Source organism: Pseudomonas sp., from assembly GCF_050739935.1.
Lineage (GTDB): Bacteria > Pseudomonadota > Gammaproteobacteria > Pseudomonadales > Pseudomonadaceae > Aquipseudomonas.
Genome location: NZ_JBOICF010000022.1, coordinates 125,685 through 142,573, shown reverse-complemented (window position 1 = coordinate 142,573; position 16,889 = coordinate 125,685). Strand labels below are relative to the sequence as shown.

The following is a 16,889-nucleotide window of genomic DNA, read 5'->3' as shown; positions in this document are numbered from 1 at the left end:
CGTGCGTTCAGCGCGGCTCAATGACACGGAACGGATATGAACGAAACCTCGCTACAAAATAAAACCCTGATGTTGTTGTTGGTGCTGGTGACCCTCGCATTCATCTGGATCCTGCTGCCGTTCTATGGCGCGGTGTTCTGGGCGGTGGTGCTGGGCATCATCTTTGCGCCCTTGCAGCGCCGTCTGCTGGCGCGCTTCGGTTGGCAGCGCAATCTGACTTCGCTGTGCACATTGATGATCTGTCTGCTGATCGCGATTCTGCCGGTGATCATCATCAGCATGTTGATGGTTCAGGAAGGCGCGGCGCTCTACAAGAGCGTGGAAAGTGGCCAACTGGACATCCCCAAGTACCTGGCTGAGTTCAAGGCCCTGCTGCCGACCTCGACCCAGCACTGGCTGGACCGTCTGGGCATGGGTGACTTCAAGGGTTTGCAGGACAAGATTTCCAAAGGGGCGATGCAGGGCAGCCAGTACCTGGCGACGCAGGCGTTCAGCTTTGGTCAGGGTACGTTCGATTTCGTGGTGAGTTTCTTCATCATGTTGTACCTGCTGTTCTTTTTCCTGCGCGACGGTCAGGAACTGACCCGCAGGATCCGCATCGCCGTGCCCCTGGCCGAACCGCAGAAGCGCCGCCTGCAATTGAAGTTCACTCGGGTGGTGCGGGCTACGGTCAAAGGCAATGTGGTGGTGGCGATCACGCAGGGTGCGCTGGGTGGTTTTATCTTTTGGGCGCTGGATATTCCGAGCGCGTTGCTGTGGGCGGTGGCGATGGCGTTTCTGTCGTTGTTGCCAGCGGTGGGCGCTGGGATCGTCTGGGCGCCGGTCGCGGCTTACTTTTTGCTCAGCGGGATGATCTGGCAGGGTGTGGTGCTGGGGTTGTTCGGGATTTTTGTAATTGGTCTGGTCGATAACGTGCTGCGGCCGATTCTGGTGGGTAAGGATACGCGGATGCCGGATTATCTGATTCTGATTTCGACGCTGGGCGGGATGGCGGTGTTCGGGCTGAACGGGTTTGTGATTGGGCCGATGATCGCGGCGTTGTTCATGTCGACGTGGGGGTTGTTTACCAGTGCCAAGAAAACGGTGAGATTGCCGGGGTAGAGTTGGGTTCGCTTTAGTGGTGGGTCTGATTTTCGGCGTTTGGAGAGATGTGTATATCTGGTATCGGCGTTGGCGCTGGTTCGGATCCGTCCTGGCGTCCCACTGGGCATCGCCTGCGTTCGGCCTGCGTCCAAGTCGCGTTTGGTGGTGTCTGGACGATCGCGCACCAAGAACAAGATCAAAAGCTCAGCGGTTCAGCTTTAGGGGCGAGCACGGTCTTTTGCAGCAAACACATTCTCCTGTGGGAGCGAATTCATTCGCGAAAAATTTCCAGGCGATAAACTGTGTCGGCGGTACTGTCCCCGCGCGAATGAATTCGCTCCCACAGTGAAGTGTGTGGATCGCTCACCCCCGATACCCCGCACGCTCTGTAGCAGCACGGCTTGCCGGCGATGATGTCCTTGAGATCACTACCGCCGTAAGCCGGACTGCTACAAGGGATTAAGTGCGTTCGCAGAATTCCGGTACACCGCAGAACCTGTAGGAGCCAGCAAGCCGGCTCCTACAGTGAATCGGTGCAGCGAAGGATTGTGTTGGGCATCACAACGCGAAGAGCGTTAGCTCCAGCTCGCAGTGCTCTTCGTACGCAATAGTCCAGACATACCGGTCTACCCACTATCTCAAGGCCCACAGAAAACCAAAGACCACCCAAAAAAAGCCCCGCTCAAGAGCAGGGCTTTTCGCGTTTCACCGAACCATCACAACCCGGCGTGTTGCACCAGAGTCAGCAGCGGTTGCGGATAAACACCCAGGAAGAACGCCAGCAGCGTAATTCCCAACAGCATCACGCCGCCCGCACGCTGTGCCCAGTTGAACGGAGCATCGTGGCGCTGGATCTTCGAGTCTTGCAGGTACAGCGTCACCATCACACGCAGGTAATAGAACACACCGATGGCGCTGCCCACGACCAACGAACCGGTCAGCCACCACAGATGCGCTTCAACGCCTGTGGCGATGATGTAGAACTTGCCGATGAAGCCGGTGGTCAGCGGGATACCCGCCAGCGACAGCATCATCACGGTCAATACTGCGGTCAGGTACGGACGACGCCAGAACAGACCGCGGTATTCGAACAACGCGTCGGCGTCGCGACCGCTGTACGGCGATGACATCAAAGTGATAACGCCAAACGCGCCGAGGCTGGTCAGGACGTAGGTCACCAGGTAAACGCTGATGGCTTCGACGGCCATGCCTTTGCTCGCCACCATCGCGATCATCATGTAGCCGAAGTGAGCGATGGATGAGTAACCCAGCAGACGCTTGAGGTTGTTCTGAGTCAGCGCCAGCAGGTTACCGATCAGGATCGAGGCCACGGCGATGACCGACATGACATCGGTCAGCACACCGCTGGTGGCCGCAGGCGAGATCTGGAACAGACGAACCAGCACACCGAACACCGCGACCTTACTGGCGGTCGCGAGGAACGCCGCAACCGGGGCCGGGGCGCCTTCGTACACGTCGGGGGTCCAGAGATGGAAGGGTACCAGCGACAGCTTGAAGCCAAGACCGACCAGCATCATGCCCAGACCCAGGCTCGCGATCGGGCTTGGCAGACCGGTGGCCGCGAGGGCCTTGCCGATCTCGGCAAAGCCCAGGCTGCCGGCGTCGGCGTACAGCAGCGCCATACCGAACAGCAGGAACGCGGAACCCGCGGCTGACAGCACCATGTACTTGATACCGGCTTCCAGCGAACGCTTATTGAAGAAGGCGTAAGCCACCAAACCGTAGACTGGCACCGACAGCAGCTCCAGACCGATGAACAGGCTGGCCAGGTGTTGCGCGGCGACCAGCACCATGCCACCGGCAGCGGCCATCAGGATCAGCAGGTAAAGCTCTTCGCGGTTGCCTGGATAGCCAGCCTTGCCTTCACCCAGATAGGCGTGCGCCAGGGTGACGCAGGCCAGGGTCGAGACCAGGATGATCGCCATGTACAGGCAGGAGAAGTTGTCGATCTGCAGCAGAGGGGTGACCACCAGCGGCGCGACCTTGAGGGCCGGGTAAATCGACAGCAATGCCAGGTTGAGTCCCGCTACGGTCAGCAGGAACGATTGCGAGTGACTGCGACGCCATGCGATCCCCAGCATCACCACTACAACGGTGATGCTGGTAATCAGCAGCGGCGCCAGCGCAATAAAGTGTTGAATCGTCAGGTCCATAGCGCTCTTACCGGGCCGAAGCGAGTTGAGTGAAGGCAGTGCCGAGCCATTGCTGCACGCCATGCATGGTCGCCGAAGATGTGTCGAGGACCGGCTGCGGGTAGATACCCAGCAGGACCAGCAGTACAGCTAGGCCCAACACCATGATCAATTCCCGTCCATCCATGCCCTTGAGAATCTCTTCGGTCTTTGCAGGACCGAAGTAGACACGGTGGATCATGATCAGCGAGTAGACCGAACCGAACACCAGGCCGGAAGTGGCAATGGCGGTGATCCATGGCGCGCTGACGAAGGTGCCGATCAGAATCAGGAACTCACCCACGAAGTTACCGGTACCCGGCAGACCCAACGAGGCGGCTGCGAAGAACAGGCTGATGGCCGGCAGGTAAGCGATCTTGTTCCACAGGCCACCCATCTCACGCATGTCGCGGGTGTGAGTGCGCTCATACAACTGGCCGCTGAGAATAAACAGTGCCGCTGCCGAGAGACCATGCGCCAGCATTTGCACCACGACACCTTGCAGAGCCTGTTGGCTGCCGGAGTAGATACCGATCAGCACGAAGCCCATGTGCGAGACGCTGGAGAAGGCGATCAGGCGCTTGATGTCGGTCTGCGCGAATGCCAGGAAGGCACCGTAAAAGATACCGATCAGGCCGAGGATCATGGCAATCGGCGCGAACTCCGCCGAAGCGTTCGGGAACAGCGGCAGGGCGAAACGCAGCAGACCATAGGCCGCGGTCTTCAGCAGGATGCCCGCCAGGTCCACGGAACCTGCGGTCGGTGCCTGGGCGTGAGCGTCAGGCAACCAGGAGTGCAGCGGTACGATCGGCAGCTTCACCGCGAAGGCGATGAAGAAACCCAGCATCAGCACGTATTCGGTACTGTGGGACAGCTTGGTTTTCAGCAGATCGGCGTAAGCGAAAGTGATCACGCCGGTCTGGTTGAAGTGCACCAGTACCAGACCGAGAATCGCCACCAGCATGATCAGACCACTGGCCTGAGTGAAGATGAAGAACTTGGTCGCCGCGTAGATCCGGGTCTTCTTGCCATCTGCCGAGCTGTGACCCCAGAGCGCGATGAGGAAGTACATCGGCACCAGCATCATTTCCCAGAAGAAGAAGAACATGAACAAGTCGATGGCGAGGAACACGCCAACCACACCGCCCAGGATCCACATCAGGTTCAGGTGAAAGAAGCCGACGTTACGTTGAATCTCTTTCCAGGAGCAGAGTACCGAAAGGATACCCAACAGACCGGTCAGCAGAATCATCAGCAACGACAGGCCATCGAGCGCCAGATGAACGCTGATGCCGAAGCGTTGAATCCACTGGAGCTTGAATTCAAGCGCCCAGGTCGGGTCGACGCCGGGGGCAGGGGCATAGGTATAAGTACCGGTGCTCCACAGCCACAGGCCCAGGATCGTCTCGAGAGACATGGTCAACAGCGCAATCCAGCGCGGCAGGGTAGGGCCGAAGCGCTCACCTTGCCAGCACAGCAGGCCGCCGATAAAGGGGATCAGGATTAGCCAAGGCAGAATCATGACGGGCTCAATTCCTTTCGCAAAGTCGCAAGGTTCATGTCAGACCAACACAATCGCGCCGAGTACCAGTACGGCACCTGCGGCGATCGAAGCGGCATACCAGCGCAGATGACCGGTTTCAGTGCGGCTCATCAAACCGTTACCGGCTTTGGCGAGACGCGGGATCAAGCCGATCGTGTGGTCGAGCGGGTCGCCACGCAGGATGCGGCTGATAGCCAGGTAAGGTTTGACGAACAGCAGGTCGTAAACCCAGTCGAAGCCCCATGCCGCGAACCACCAGGCGGACAGGAAACGACCTGGACCGCTGTTAGCGATGGCCGTGACCAGACGACGCTTGCCGAGAAACAGCAGCGCGGCCAGCAGGATGCCGGACAGGGCGATGGCGCCCGAGGCGATTTCCAGGCTGTGCTTGGCTTCGCCGCCGGCATGACCCGCGCTTTGCGGCAGTACGCCGGCCAGTGGCGGATGAATCCAGGCGCCGATGAAGGTCGACAGCACGATCAGCACGCCCAGCGGCAACCAATGGGAAATCCCGTGGCCGGCGTGAGCTTCGGTCTTCGCCTCGCCGTGAAAGGCGATGAAGATCAGGCGGAAGGTGTACAGCGAGGTCATGAAGGCACCGACCAGACCTGCATAGAGCAGATACTGATGGCCGCTGGCGAAGGCTTCCCAGAGGATCTCGTCCTTGGAATAGAAGCCCGCGGTCACCAGAGGCAGCGCCGCCAGGGCCGCGCCGCCGACGATGAAGCTGGCGTAGGCCAGTGGCAGTTTCTTCCACAGGCCGCCCATCTTGAAGATGTTCTGCTCGTGGTGGCAGGCAACGATCACCGCACCTGACGCAAGGAACAGCAAGGCCTTGAAGAACGCGTGAGTCATCAGGTGGAAGATCGCGCCTTCCCATGCACCCACACCCAGCGCCAGGAACATGTAGCCGATCTGGCTCATGGTCGAGTAGGCCAGGATACGTTTGATGTCGGTCTGCACCAGTGCCGCGAAACCAGCCAGTACCAGGGTCACACCACCAACGATGCCGACCAGATGCAGGATGTCCGGCGCCAGGGCGAACAGGCCATGGGTACGGGCGATCAGGTAGACGCCCGCGGTCACCATGGTCGCGGCGTGGATCAGTGCCGAAACCGGTGTCGGACCGGCCATCGCGTCCGCCAGCCAGGTTTGCAGCGGCAGTTGCGCGGATTTACCGACAGCGCCGCCCAGTAGCATCAGGGTCGCCAGAACGATCCAGAAGTCGCCGACCTTGAAGTGCTGCGGAGCACGAACCAGCAGTTCCTGAATGTTCAGCGTGCCCAGTTGCTGGAACAGAATGAACAGGCCGATGGCCATGAACACGTCGCCGATGCGGGTCACAATGAAGGCTTTGAGTGCCGCGTTGCCGTTGTTGCGGTTGCTGTAATAGAAACCGATCAACAGGTACGAGCACAGGCCCACGCCTTCCCAACCGAAGTAGATGAACAGCAGGTTGTCGCCCAGGATCAGGAACAACATGCTGGCAATGAACAGGTTGGTGTAAGAGAAGAACCGCGAATAGCCTTCTTCACCGCGCATGTACCAGGACGCGAACAGGTGAATCAGGAAGCCCACGCCGACCACGACGCCGAGCATGGTGATGGACAGGCCATCGACATACAGGGCCAGGTTCGGCTCGAAGCCATCGACCGCCATCCAGCGCCACAGCACCATGGTCAAATGACCGCCTTCCGGTGGTGCCACGTTGAATTGCCAGATCGCGTAGGCGGCGACGATGGCCGACAGACCAATGGAGCCGACGCCGATCAGGGCCGACAGGTTTTCCGACCATTTGCCGCGCGAAAACGACAGCAGCAGGAAGCCGATCAGAGGGAATACGAAAGTCAAAAAGAGTAGGTTCATCCGCGCATCTCGCTGGCAGCGTCGATATCGAGAGTGTGGAAGCGGCGATACAGCTGCAGCAGGATCGCCAGGCCAATGCTGGCCTCGGCTGCGGCAAGGCTGATCACCAGAATGAACATGATCTGGCCATCCGGCTGCGCCCAGCGGCTACCCGCCACGACGAAGGCCAGTGCGGCAGAGTTCATCATTACTTCCAGGCTCATCAACACGAACAGAATGTTGCGGCGTACCAACAGGCCCGCCAGACCGAGGCAGAACAGGACACCGGCGACTGCCAGTCCATGCTCGAGAGGAATTGCTGAGTTCATGGCTTTACTCCTTCGCCTCGTTGCGGCCGACATGGAACGCCGTCACGGCTGCCGCGAGCAGCAGCATCGACGCGAGTTCGACAACCAGCAGGTAAGGGCCGAACAGGCTGATGCCGACTGCCTTGGCGTCCACCGTGGTGTGGCCGATACCGGCACCGGTGGAGTTGGCGAACAGCACGTACAGCAATTCGGCCAGCAGCAGGCCACCCAACAGGATCGGGCCGAGCCAGATGCCGGGTTTGAGCCAGGCGCGTTCTTGCTGAACCGAGGCCGGGCCCAGGTTCAGCATCATCACCACGAACACGAACAGCACCATGATGGCGCCAGCGTAGGCGATCACTTCCAAAGCACCGGCGAACGGCGCGCCGAGGCTGAAGAAGGTCATGGCCACGGCGATCAGCGAAATGATCAGGTAGAGCAGGGCATGCACCGGGTTCGTGTTGGTAATCACCCGCAGGGTGGCCACAACAGCGATGCCGGATGCGAAATAGAAAGCGAATTCCATCTTTCTTCCTTAAGGCAGCAAGCTCTTGACGTTGATTGGCTCGGCTTCGTTCTGCGCAGCGCCTTTCGGCTTGCCAGCGATCGCCATCCCCGCAACGCGGTAGAAGTTGTAGTCAGGGTTCTTGCCGGGACCTGCGATCAGCAGATCTTCCTTCTCGTACACCAGATCCTGACGTTTGAACTCGGCCATCTCGAAGTCCGGCGTAAGCTGGATCGCAGTGGTCGGGCAGGCTTCTTCACAGAGACCGCAGAAGATGCAACGCGAGAAGTTGATGCGGAAGAAGTCCGGGTACCAGCGACCGTCTTCGGTCTCGGCTTTCTGCAACGAAATGCAGCCGACCGGGCAGGCCACGGCGCACAGGTTGCAGGCCACGCAGCGCTCTTCGCCGTCGGGGTCGCGAGTCAGGACGATACGGCCACGGTAACGCGGTGGCAGGTAAACCGCTTCTTCCGGATATTGCAGGGTGTCACGCTTACGGAAGCCATGGCCGAAGACCATGATCAAGCTGCGTAACTGGGTACCGGTACCCTTAACGATGTCGCCAATATATTTGAACATGGGTCAAATCCTCACTGAGCCGCCAAGACGACCGCAGCGGTCACTAGCAAATTGATCAGGGTCAGTGGCAGGCAGAACTTCCAGCTGAAATCCATCACCTGGTCGTAACGCGGACGAGGGATCGATGCGCGCAACAGGACGAACAGCATGATGAAGAATGCGGTTTTCAGGGCGAACCACATGAACGACAGTTGCGGCAGGATGTTGAACGGACCGTGCCAGCCACCGAAGAACAGGGTTACCAACAGCGCCGAGATCAGGATGATGCCAATGTACTCACCGACGAAGAACATGCCCCATTTCATGCCGGCATATTCAATGTGGTAACCGTCGGCCAGTTCCTGTTCGGCTTCCGGCTGGTCAAAGGGGTGACGGTGAGTCACGGCGACGCCAGCGATGAAGAACGTACAGAAACCGAAGAACTGCGGAATGATGAACCACAGGTGTTCCGCCTGATAGTTGACGATGTCGCCCATGTTGAAAGAGCCGACCTGAACCACCACGCCCATCAGCGAAAGGCCTAGAAACACCTCGTACGACACGGTCTGGGCCGAGGCCCGCAAGCTACCCAGGAGGGCGTACTTGTTGTTCGAGGACCAGCCGGCGAACAGCACCGCATAGACTGACAGGCCGGCCATGGCGAAGAAGAACAGCAGGCCGATGTTCAGGTCCGCCACGACCCAGGTCTGGGTGATCGGGATGATCGAGAACGAAATCAGCAGTGCGCTCATCGCCACCACCGGCGCCAGGGTGAAGATCACCTTGTCGACGAAGGGTGGGTTCCAGTCTTCCTTGAAGAACATTTTCAGCATGTCGGCAGCGATCTGGAACATGCCGAACGGGCCGACGCGGTTAGGACCGTAACGATCCTGCCACCAGCCCAGCAGACGACGTTCGACGAAGCTGAGCAACGCGCCGCAGACCACCACGGCGAGCAGCACCACGATGGCCTTGAGCACGGCGATGATCGAATCGATCACTTCAGGGGTAAACCACGTGGTCATAGTGCTGCCTCCTGCAGACCTTCAACGGTTTTCCCGGCCAGCGCCGGAGGAATGCCAGCCAGACCCGATGGCAGTGCCACCAGGCCTGCGCCCAGCTCTTCGTTGATGCGCAATGGCAGACGCAAGGTCTGACCCGCAACGTTCAGGCTGAGCAAGGCACCGTCGTTGACGCCCAGGCGGTCCGCTTCGGACTTGGCCAGTGCGACGTAGGCTTGCGGAATGCGTTCCTGAACCGGCGCGGCTTTGGAGGAGTTTTCCTCGCTGCCGAACAGGTGGAAGAACGGCACGACCTGCCAGGTTCCCTGAGCCGGGGAGAAGGCGCGAGGCACACCCGCGAACCAACTCAGTTTGTCGCCGGTGCTTTCGATCAGGCGCACGCCTGGATCGCCAGCGCGCAGGTGACCACCGACTTCATCCTGGAACTTGTTCCAGGCTTGCGGCGAGTTCCAGCCCGGAGACCAGGCGAATGGAACCTGGGAGCGAGGTTCAGCAGAGCCCGAGTAACCTTCCATCGAGAACGAGAACGCCGAGTCCTTGTCCTGCGAAGTCCGAGGCTCATGCACGCTGATGTTGGCACGCATGGCGGTACGGCCGCTGTAACGCAGTGGTTCGCGCGCCAGTTTCAGGCCCTTGATACGGAAGCTGGCCGAAGGCGCAGCGCCGACAATACCGGCCAGTTGCGCATTGCTCGCGGCGCAGGCTTCAGTAACGTGGTCCAGTTGCGTCCAGTCCACCGGCTTGTTCAGCAGCGTGGCGCGCAGCGCATGCAACCAGCGCCAGCCTTCGTGGATCTGGATGCTGGCATCCAGGTAGGTTGGATCGTAGACCTGGAAGAAACGCTGGGCGCGGCCTTCCTGGCTGACCAGCGTACCGTCACCTTCGGCGAAGCTGGCGGCGGGCAGCACGAGGTCGGCGCGGTCGGTCGTGGCGGTCTTCTGGTGGTCGGCAACGATCACCACTTTCGCAGCTTTCAATGCGGCCTCGACCGTAGCTGCATCGACACGGGTGAACAGGTCGTTTTCCAGCACGACGATGGCGTCGGCCTTGCCCGAAATCACTTCTTGCAGCGCGGCATCGACCGAATCGCCACCGAACAGGGTCAGACCCATGCTGTTGGCTTCCGGCACGATCAGGCTCAACGAGCCATTCTTGTCGCGCAGCTTCAGGGCTTTTGCGATGTTCGCCGCGGCTTCGATCAGCGCGTTGGAACCCAGCGAAGCGCCGGAAACGATCAGCGGGCGCTCGGCTTCGAGCAGGGCAGTGGCGATACGCTGAGCCAGCTCCAATGCTTCGCTGTCCAGACCGGCAACGGCTGGAGCGCTTGGGTCGATGGCGTGAGCCACGGCGAAACCGATGCGCGCCAGATCGTCGGGAGCTGCGTGTACGCACTCTTCGGCGATGTCGTCCAGACGGGTGTCAGCCAGGCTGGCGATGAACAGCGGGTTCAGCTCGTGCTGACCGATGTTTTTCACCGCGGCATCGAGCCATGGCTGGACTTTCATCGCAGCGGCCATGTCTTCGGCCTTGTTCTTCACCGCTTGACGCAGACCCAGGGCCATGCGCGCGGCGGTCTGGGTGACGTCTTCGCCGAGGATGAACACGGCGTCGTGTTCCTCGACTTCACGCAGGGTCGGAATAGGCAGCGGGCTGTCTTTAAGCACCTGGGCAACCAGACGCAGACGCTCCAGCTCACCGGCTTCGATGCCCGAGTAGAAGTGCTCGGCACCAACCAGTTCGCGCAGGGCGAAGTTGCTTTCCAGGCTGGCGCGTGGCGAACCGATACCGACGATGTTGCGACCGCGCAGCAGATCGGCGGCCTTGTCCAGGGCTTGGTCCAGGCTCAGCTTGACGCTGCCTTGTGCCAGCAGAGGCTGACGCGGACGGTCGGTGCGGTTGACATAGCCATAGCCGAAACGGCCACGGTCGCACAGGAAATACTGGTTCACCGAACCGTTGTAGCGGTTCTCGATACGGCGGATCTCGCCATAACGCTCGCCGGGGCTGATGTTGCAACCGCTGGAGCAGCCGTGGCAAATGCTCGGCGAGAACTGCATGTCCCATTTGCGGTTGTAGCGCTCGGAGTGAGTCTTGTCGGTAAACACGCCGGTCGGGCAGACCTCGGTGAGGTTGCCGGAGAACTCGCTTTCCAGCGTGCCGCTTTCAACGCGACCGAAGTACACGTTGTCGTGGGCGCCGAATACGCCGAGGTCGGTGCCGCCAGCGTAGTCTTTATAAAAGCGCACACAGCGATAGCAGGCGATGCAACGGTTCATCTCGTGAGCGATGAACGGCCCCAGCTCCTGATTCTGGTGAGTACGTTTGGTGAAGCGATACCGGCGCTCGTTGTGGCCGGTCATCACGGTCATGTCCTGCAGATGGCAGTGACCACCTTCCTCGCAGACCGGGCAGTCGTGCGGGTGGTTGGTCATCAGCCATTCGACGACGCTGGCGCGGAACGCCTTTGACTCTTCGTCGTCGATGGAAATCCAGGTGTTGTCAGTGGCGGGAGTCATGCAGGACATAACGATGCGACCACGGGTGTCGTTCTCGTCGGTGTACTGCTTGACCGCGCACTGGCGACAGGCGCCAACACTGCCAAGTGCTGGATGCCAGCAGAAATAAGGAATGTCGAGGCCCAGCGACAGACATGCCTGTAACAGGTTGTCTGCGCCATCGACTTCGAGCGCTTTGCCGTCTACGTGGATAGTAGCCATGGTTCAAAGTTCTTCGTTGGCCCGGTGTCAGCGGGCGTGGCTAATGGAATCTCGGTGCTACCCCGATTCGGACAGCCTTACAGGCGCAATCGGGATATGCGGAAGGCGGCTTTCTGAGCCGCCAACCGTTGTGTCTTTGTTATGCGCCGACCATGGTCGGCGTCACGACCTGGTTGAGGTCGCCCGCACGCGTCGGTGCGATGCCTGCCTCGAACTCGTGCCGGAAGTATTTGATCGCGCTGCCCAGAGGTTCCACTGCGCCCGGTGCGTGGGCACAGAAGGTCTTGCCTGGGCCGAGGAAGTTGACCAGCCCCAGCAGCGTCTCGATATCGCCCGGTTGACCCTGACCTTTCTCGATGGCGCGCAGGATTTTCACGCTCCACGGCAAGCCATCACGGCAAGGGGTGCAGAAGCCACAGGACTCTTGAGAGAAAAACTCTTCGAGGTTGCGCATCATCGACACCATGTTGACCTTGTCGTCGACCGCCATCGCCAGACCGGTACCCATCCGGGTGCCGACCTTGGCCACGCCACCGGCGTAGAACTGGCAATCGAGGTGCTCGGGCAGCAGGAAACCTGTGCCAGCGCCGCCGGGTTGCCAGCACTTGAGCTTGTAACCGTCGCGCATGCCGCCAGCATAATCCTCGAACAACTCACGAGCGGGCAGGCCAAACGGCAGCTCCCACAGGCCAGGGTTTTTCACCTTGCCGGAGAAGCCCATCAGCTTGGTGCCCATGTCTTCACTGCCTTCGCGGGCCAGCGACTTGTACCAGTCGTTGCCGTTGTTGACGATCGCCGGGACGTTGCACAGGGTTTCCACGTTGTTTACGCAGGTTGGCTTGCCCCAGACACCGACGGCGGCAGGGAAGGGCGGCTTGGAGCGCGGGTTGGCGCGACGGCCTTCCAGGGAGTTGATCAGTGCGGTTTCTTCGCCGCAGATGTAACGCCCGGCGCCAGTGTGGACAAACAGTTCGAAGTCGAAGCCGGTGCCCAGAATGTTCTTGCCCAACAGACCGGCAGCCTTGGCTTCGGCCACGGCGCGGTTCAAGTGTTTGGCAGCAGTGACGTACTCACCACGCAGGAAGATATAGCCGCGGTAGGCTTTCAGGGCGCGGGCACTGATCAGCATGCCTTCCACCAGCAGATGGGGCAGTTGCTCCATCAGCATGCGGTCTTTCCAGGTGTTGGGTTCCATTTCGTCCGCGTTGCACAGCAGGTAGCGGATGTTCATGGATTCGTCTTTAGGCATCAGGCCCCACTTCACACCAGTGGGGAAGCCTGCACCGCCGCGACCCTTGAGGCCGGAGTCCTTGACCGCCTGAACGATTTCGTCAGGCGATTGCTGGGCGAAGGCCTTGCGAGCAGCGGCATAGCCGTCTTTGGCCACGTATTCGTCGAACCAGACAGGCTCGCCGTCGTCGCGCAGACGCCAGGTCAGCGGATGGGTTTCCGGCGTGCGCTGGATCAGGTTGGCCGGGCCGAAGGAAGTGATGGTCATACGTAACCCTCCAGCAGCTGGGCAACGCCAGCGGGCTGTAGATTGCCGAAAGTATCGTCGTCGATCATGATCGCCGGGGCCTTATCGCAGTTGCCCAGGCAGCATGCCGGCAGCAGCGTGAAGCGGCCGTCGGCAGTGGTCTGGCCCAGGCCGATGCCCAGCTTGCTCTGGATCTCGCCGACGATGTCTTCGTGACCCGCCATGAAGCAGACCATGCTGTTGCAGACGCGAATGATGTGGCGGCCGACCGGCTGACGGAAGATCTGGCTGTAGAATGTGGCCACGCCTTCAACGTCGCTGGCGGGGATGCCCAGCACTTCGCCGATCGCGTAGATGGCGCCGTCCGGCACCCAGCCGCGCTCCTTCTGAACGATCTTCAGGGCCTCGATGGACGCCGCGCGCGGGTCCTCGTAGTGATGCATTTCGTGCTCGATGGCCGAGCGCTCGGATTCGCTCAGGGCGAAACGGTCTGTCTGGATAAGCGTGCTGTTCATGCTTAGCGGTCCACGTCGGCCATAACGAAGTCGATACTACCCAGGTACGCGATCAAGTCCGCCACCATGCTGCCTTTGATCACCGAAGGGATCTGCTGCAGGTGCGGGTAGCTTGGGGTGCGAATCCGGGTACGGTAGCTCATGGTGCCGCCGTCGCTCGTCAGGTAATAACTGTTGATACCCTTGGTCGCTTCGATCATCTGGAAGGATTCGTTGGCCGGCATGACCGGGCCCCACGAAACTTGCAGGAAGTGCGTGATCAAGGTTTCGATGTGCTGCAGCGTGCGCTCTTTCGGCGGCGGCGTGGTCAGCGGGTGATCCGCCTTGTACGGGCCTTCCGGCATGTTGCGCAGGCACTGGTCGATGATCTTGATGCTTTGGCGCATCTCTTCGACGCGGACCATGCAGCGATCATAGGCATCGCCGTTGTGTGCCAGCGGCACTTCGAATTCGAAGTTCTCGTAGCCCGAATATGGGCGAGCCTTGCGCAGATCGAAATCGCAACCGGTGGAACGCAGGCCGGCACCGGTGACGCCCCATTCCAGCGCCTCTTTGGTGTTGTAGGCTGCCACACCAATGGTACGGCCCTTGAGGATGCTGTTCTGCAGCGCAGCCTTGGTGTATTCGTCCAGGCGTTTGGGCAGCCATTCGACGAAGTCCTTGACCAGTTTGTCCCAGCCGCGTGGCAGGTCGTGGGCGACACCACCGATGCGGTACCAGGCCGGGTGCAGGCGGAAACCGGTGATCGCTTCGATCACGGTGTAGGCCTTTTGCCGGTCGGTGAAGGTAAAGAACACCGGGGTCATCGCGCCGACGTCCTGGATATAAGTGCCCAGGAACAGCAGGTGACTGGTGATACGGAAGAACTCGGCCATCATGATGCGGATGACGTCGACCTTCTCCGGTACCTTGATGCCAGCCAGCTTCTCGACCGAGAGCACGTACGGCAGGTTGTTCATCACCCCGCCGAGGTAGTCGATACGGTCGGTGTACGGAATGAAGCTGTGCCAGGACTGACGCTCAGCCATCTTCTCGGCGCCGCGGTGGTGGTAACCGATGTCAGGCACGCAGTCGACGATCTCTTCGCCGTCCAGTTGCAGCACGATACGGAACGCACCGTGAGCGGAAGGGTGGTTCGGACCCAGGTTGAGGAACATGTAGTCCTCGTTGGTGCCGGAACGCTTCATGCCCCAGTCTTCCGGACGGAAGCGCGCGGCTTCTTCTTCCAGCTGCTGCTTGGCCAGCGTCAGGCTGTACGGGTCGAATTCGGTGGCGCGGGCAGGGTAGTCCTTGCGCAGCGGGTGACCTTCCCAGGTCGGCGGCATCATGATGCGGCTCAGGTGCGGGTGGCCGGGGAAGTCGATCCCGAACATGTCCCACACTTCGCGCTCATACCAGTTGGCGTTCGGCCAGATACTGGTGATGGTCGGCACGCTGAGGTCGCCTTCTGACAAGGCCACCTTGATCATGACGTCACTATTACGCTCCACCGAAAGCAGGTGGTAGAACACGGTGAAATCGGCGTCCGGCAAGCCACGGCGCTTGGTGCGCAGGCGCTCGTCCACGCCGTGCAGGTCGTACAACATCGAGTACGGCTTGGGCACGTTGCGCAGGAACGTGAGGATCTCGAACAACCTGGCGCGGGCAACCCAGAGCACAGGCATGCCTGTGACAGTGGATTGAGCGGTGAACGCTTCTGCGCCAAAACGGTTGTGTAGTTCAACGACGACATCTTGGTCGTCAGCCTTGTAAGGCGGGATGTACAGAGCGGTGTCTGCAGTCATAGGTCTCGATCGCTATCGGTCAACGTACAGAATGAACCCAGGTTCAGGCTTCTTTTTGTAAAAGAAAACTGGATCAGACTTCGTCGGGGCTGCGCAGGTTTGTGACCTGAATACGCTGTTCGCGGCGCTGCTCCTTCTGCGACGGCATCTCGGCGCGATACACGCCTTGGTCACCGACGACCCAGGAAAGAGGGCGACGCTCCTGGCCAATGGATTCCTGCAACAGCATCAGGCCTTGCAGAAATGCCTCTGGGCGGGGCGGGCAGCCGGGCACATAAACATCCACAGGCAGGAACTTGTCCACGCCTTGCACAACGGAGTAGATGTCATACATGCCACCGGAGTTGGCGCAGGAACCCATGGAAATGACCCATTTAGGCTCAAGCATTTGCTCGTAGAGGCGTTGGATGATGGGCGCCATCTTGATGAAGCAGGTACCGGCGATAACCATGAAATCCGCCTGGCGCGGCGATGCCCGGATCACTTCGGCGCCGAAGCGCGCGATGTCGTGGGGCGCCGTGAAGGCGGTGGTCATTTCCACGTAGCAGCAGGAGAGACCAAAGTTGTACGGCCAAAGGGAGTTCTTGCGACCCCAGTTGACAGCACCGCTCAGTACGTCCTCGAGCTTGCCCATGAAGATGTTTTTGTGGACTTGATCTTCTAACGGATCGGAAACGGTTCCCCGTTCGCCGATGGGGTACTGCTCGTTAGGAGCATCCGGGTCGATCCTGGTGAGATTGTATTGCATTGCCAAAGCCTCATTGTTTTAGCTTCGCCTGCCGATTACGGCGACCTACGGGAGCCCAATCGAGCGCCCCTACACGCCATAGGTAGACAAGACCTGCCAACAGAATTGCTATGAAAACGAGAGCTTCGGCGAAGCCGGTCCAGCCGCTTTCGCGGACGGACACAGACCAGGCGTACAGAAAGAGGGCTTCAATATCGAAGATCACGAAGAGCATCGCGACCAGATAGAATTTTGCGGAGAGCCGCAGGCGGGCACCGCCGGTTGGCAGCATTCCGGATTCGAAGGGTTCGTTCTTGCTACGGCCCCAGGCTTTGGAGCCCAGCAGGCTGGAGAGGCCGAGCATGAAGGCACAGAGGCCGATGACGCCCAAAAGGAAAATGGCGAAGCCCCAGTTGTGGGCAATCAGACCTGTCGATTCGGGCATGCTGGCAGTCCTTAACAGAGAGCAACGGTCTCTGAGCTTGAAAAGAAGTAGAAGCAGTGACGATATGTCGCAGTGCACTCAATCCCGGGATTTTATGTGCAAAAGGAGGGCAAGTAAATTTTCTACATCAAATTTATTCACGGGATTAATGAGCCAGGTCACGATTTC

At 60.0% G+C, this 16,889-nt stretch carries 14 protein-coding genes; 1 reads left to right on the top strand and 13 read right to left on the bottom strand.

Features of this window, described 5'->3' with window-relative positions:
- The first annotated feature begins 36 nt into the window (after positions 1–36).
- On the top strand, positions 37–1,101 hold the full coding sequence (locus tag ACRER8_RS03460) for an AI-2E family transporter (RefSeq protein WP_431744951.1): 1,065 nt from the start codon (positions 37–39) through the stop codon (positions 1,099–1,101).
- A gap of 698 nt (positions 1,102–1,799) precedes the next feature.
- Here the strand turns inward: ACRER8_RS03460 and nuoN are convergent.
- From nuoN to ACRER8_RS03395, 13 genes are all read right to left on the bottom strand, one after another.
- Positions 1,800–3,257: an NADH-quinone oxidoreductase subunit NuoN gene (gene nuoN / locus ACRER8_RS03455; RefSeq protein WP_431744950.1), complete on the bottom strand. Its 1,458-nt coding sequence runs from the start codon at positions 3,255–3,257 to the stop codon at positions 1,800–1,802.
- Between the two features lie 7 nt (positions 3,258–3,264).
- The gene (nuoM, locus tag ACRER8_RS03450) at positions 3,265–4,797 is read right to left on the bottom strand and encodes an NADH-quinone oxidoreductase subunit M (RefSeq protein ID WP_431744949.1); all 1,533 of its coding nucleotides are present in this window, start codon (positions 4,795–4,797) and stop codon (positions 3,265–3,267) included.
- 39 nt (positions 4,798–4,836) lie between these two features.
- On the bottom strand, positions 4,837–6,684 hold the full coding sequence (nuoL, locus tag ACRER8_RS03445; RefSeq protein ID WP_431744948.1) for an NADH-quinone oxidoreductase subunit L: 1,848 nt from the start codon (positions 6,682–6,684) through the stop codon (positions 4,837–4,839).
- On the bottom strand, positions 6,681–6,992 hold the full coding sequence (gene nuoK / locus ACRER8_RS03440; protein WP_431744947.1) for an NADH-quinone oxidoreductase subunit NuoK: 312 nt from the start codon (positions 6,990–6,992) through the stop codon (positions 6,681–6,683). Before nuoK ends, nuoL begins: the two co-directional genes overlap by 4 nt.
- A 4-nt stretch (positions 6,993–6,996) precedes the next feature.
- On the bottom strand, positions 6,997–7,497 hold the full coding sequence (nuoJ, locus tag ACRER8_RS03435; RefSeq protein ID WP_062380728.1) for an NADH-quinone oxidoreductase subunit J: 501 nt from the start codon (positions 7,495–7,497) through the stop codon (positions 6,997–6,999).
- A gap of 9 nt (positions 7,498–7,506) precedes the next feature.
- Positions 7,507–8,055: an NADH-quinone oxidoreductase subunit NuoI gene (gene nuoI, locus ACRER8_RS03430; RefSeq protein WP_110950571.1), complete on the bottom strand. Its 549-nt coding sequence runs from the start codon at positions 8,053–8,055 to the stop codon at positions 7,507–7,509.
- 11 nt (positions 8,056–8,066) lie between these two features.
- Positions 8,067–9,059, bottom strand: coding sequence for an NADH-quinone oxidoreductase subunit NuoH (gene nuoH, locus ACRER8_RS03425; RefSeq protein WP_431744946.1), 993 nt, complete (start codon positions 9,057–9,059; stop codon positions 8,067–8,069).
- Positions 9,056–11,773: an NADH-quinone oxidoreductase subunit NuoG gene (gene nuoG / locus ACRER8_RS03420; protein ID WP_431744945.1), complete on the bottom strand. Its 2,718-nt coding sequence runs from the start codon at positions 11,771–11,773 to the stop codon at positions 9,056–9,058. Before nuoG ends, nuoH begins: the two co-directional genes overlap by 4 nt.
- A gap of 139 nt (positions 11,774–11,912) precedes the next feature.
- Entirely contained in the window at positions 11,913–13,271 is a 1,359-nt protein-coding gene (gene nuoF, locus ACRER8_RS03415; RefSeq protein WP_431744944.1) for an NADH-quinone oxidoreductase subunit NuoF, read from the bottom strand.
- The gene (gene nuoE / locus ACRER8_RS03410) at positions 13,268–13,765 is read right to left on the bottom strand and encodes an NADH-quinone oxidoreductase subunit NuoE (protein WP_431744943.1); all 498 of its coding nucleotides are present in this window, start codon (positions 13,763–13,765) and stop codon (positions 13,268–13,270) included. The genes nuoF and nuoE overlap by 4 nt, the downstream gene beginning before the upstream one ends.
- Before the next feature lie 2 nt (positions 13,766–13,767).
- Positions 13,768–15,549, bottom strand: coding sequence for an NADH-quinone oxidoreductase subunit C/D (nuoC, locus tag ACRER8_RS03405; RefSeq protein ID WP_431744942.1), 1,782 nt, complete (start codon positions 15,547–15,549; stop codon positions 13,768–13,770).
- Between the two features lie 73 nt (positions 15,550–15,622).
- Positions 15,623–16,297: a NuoB/complex I 20 kDa subunit family protein gene (locus ACRER8_RS03400; protein WP_431744941.1), complete on the bottom strand. Its 675-nt coding sequence runs from the start codon at positions 16,295–16,297 to the stop codon at positions 15,623–15,625.
- 10 nt (positions 16,298–16,307) lie between these two features.
- The gene (locus ACRER8_RS03395; protein ID WP_062380742.1) at positions 16,308–16,721 is read right to left on the bottom strand and encodes an NADH-quinone oxidoreductase subunit A; all 414 of its coding nucleotides are present in this window, start codon (positions 16,719–16,721) and stop codon (positions 16,308–16,310) included.
- Between the last annotated feature and the right edge of the window lie 168 nt (positions 16,722–16,889).

What these genes read in the sequence shown, in the direction of transcription:
- ACRER8_RS03460 (WP_431744951.1), top strand. Translation starts at nt 37, where the DNA reads ATGAACGAAACCTCGCTACAAAATAAAACCCTGATGTTGTTGTTGGTG.
- nuoN (WP_431744950.1), bottom strand. Translation starts at nt 3,257, where the DNA reads ATGGACCTGACGATTCAACACTTTATTGCGCTGGCGCCGCTGCTGATT.
- nuoM (WP_431744949.1), bottom strand. Translation starts at nt 4,797, where the DNA reads ATGATTCTGCCTTGGCTAATCCTGATCCCCTTTATCGGCGGCCTGCTG.
- nuoL (WP_431744948.1), bottom strand. Translation starts at nt 6,684, where the DNA reads ATGAACCTACTCTTTTTGACTTTCGTATTCCCTCTGATCGGCTTCCTG.
- nuoK (WP_431744947.1), bottom strand. Translation starts at nt 6,992, where the DNA reads ATGAACTCAGCAATTCCTCTCGAGCATGGACTGGCAGTCGCCGGTGTC.
- nuoJ (WP_062380728.1), bottom strand. Translation starts at nt 7,497, where the DNA reads ATGGAATTCGCTTTCTATTTCGCATCCGGCATCGCTGTTGTGGCCACC.
- nuoI (WP_110950571.1), bottom strand. Translation starts at nt 8,055, where the DNA reads ATGTTCAAATATATTGGCGACATCGTTAAGGGTACCGGTACCCAGTTA.
- nuoH (WP_431744946.1), bottom strand. Translation starts at nt 9,059, where the DNA reads ATGACCACGTGGTTTACCCCTGAAGTGATCGATTCGATCATCGCCGTG.
- nuoG (WP_431744945.1), bottom strand. Translation starts at nt 11,773, where the DNA reads ATGGCTACTATCCACGTAGACGGCAAAGCGCTCGAAGTCGATGGCGCA.
- nuoF (WP_431744944.1), bottom strand. Translation starts at nt 13,271, where the DNA reads ATGACCATCACTTCCTTCGGCCCGGCCAACCTGATCCAGCGCACGCCG.
- nuoE (WP_431744943.1), bottom strand. Translation starts at nt 13,765, where the DNA reads ATGAACAGCACGCTTATCCAGACAGACCGTTTCGCCCTGAGCGAATCC.
- nuoC (WP_431744942.1), bottom strand. Translation starts at nt 15,549, where the DNA reads ATGACTGCAGACACCGCTCTGTACATCCCGCCTTACAAGGCTGACGAC.
- ACRER8_RS03400 (WP_431744941.1), bottom strand. Translation starts at nt 16,297, where the DNA reads ATGCAATACAATCTCACCAGGATCGACCCGGATGCTCCTAACGAGCAG.
- ACRER8_RS03395 (WP_062380742.1), bottom strand. Translation starts at nt 16,721, where the DNA reads ATGCCCGAATCGACAGGTCTGATTGCCCACAACTGGGGCTTCGCCATT.